This is a genomic window from Kineosphaera limosa NBRC 100340, from assembly GCF_000298215.1.
GTDB classification, from domain to species: domain Bacteria; phylum Actinomycetota; class Actinomycetes; order Actinomycetales; family Dermatophilaceae; genus Kineosphaera; species Kineosphaera limosa.
Window position 1 is genome coordinate 1 of sequence record NZ_BAHD01000160.1, and the last position, 589, is coordinate 589.

The 589-nt window shown below is 65.9% G+C and carries 1 pseudogene; it reads left to right on the forward strand.

The features are described from left to right. Window positions 1-49: 49 nt before the first annotated feature. Window positions 50-589, forward strand: a pseudogene (locus tag KILIM_RS21845) (IS5 family transposase); the annotation flags it as partial.

Below are 589 nucleotides of genomic sequence, written 5' to 3' on the forward strand. Positions count from 1 at the left end.
TAGGGCGTGTCTCCCTTATGGCGGGTGGGGCGCGCGGCAGTGTGAGTTCATGACGAAGCGGCGATCGCGGTTCCGGGTGTTCAGTGATGAGGAGTGGGCGCGGATCGAGCCGCTGTTGCCCTCGAACGAGGGTCGTAAGGGTCATCCCTTCGGTGAGCACCGCAAGGTGGTGGAGGGTATTGCTTACCGGTATCGGACCGGGATCCCGTGGCGCGATCTGCCCCGGGAGGAGTTCGGCCCTTGGCAGACCGTGTGGAAGCGTCACCGCCGGTATGCCGCGGACGGCACCTGGGACCGGGTGCTGGCGCAGATCTTGGCCGAGGCCGACGCGCAGGGGAAGGTCGAGTGGATGGTGTCGGTCGATGCCACGATCGCGCGTGCCCACCAGCACGCCACGAACACCACGCGCCCCGAGCAGGACACAGGGGGCTTGCTCGAATTACAAGAATTCTGCCTTTGAGGACGTTGAACCTGCAGGTCACGGCGTCGGACGCTCTCGTGGTGGGTTGACTACGAAGATCCACCATGCCGTGGACGGCAAGGGCCGCCCGCTGGCGATCGTGGTCACCGGAGGCCAACGCAACGACGG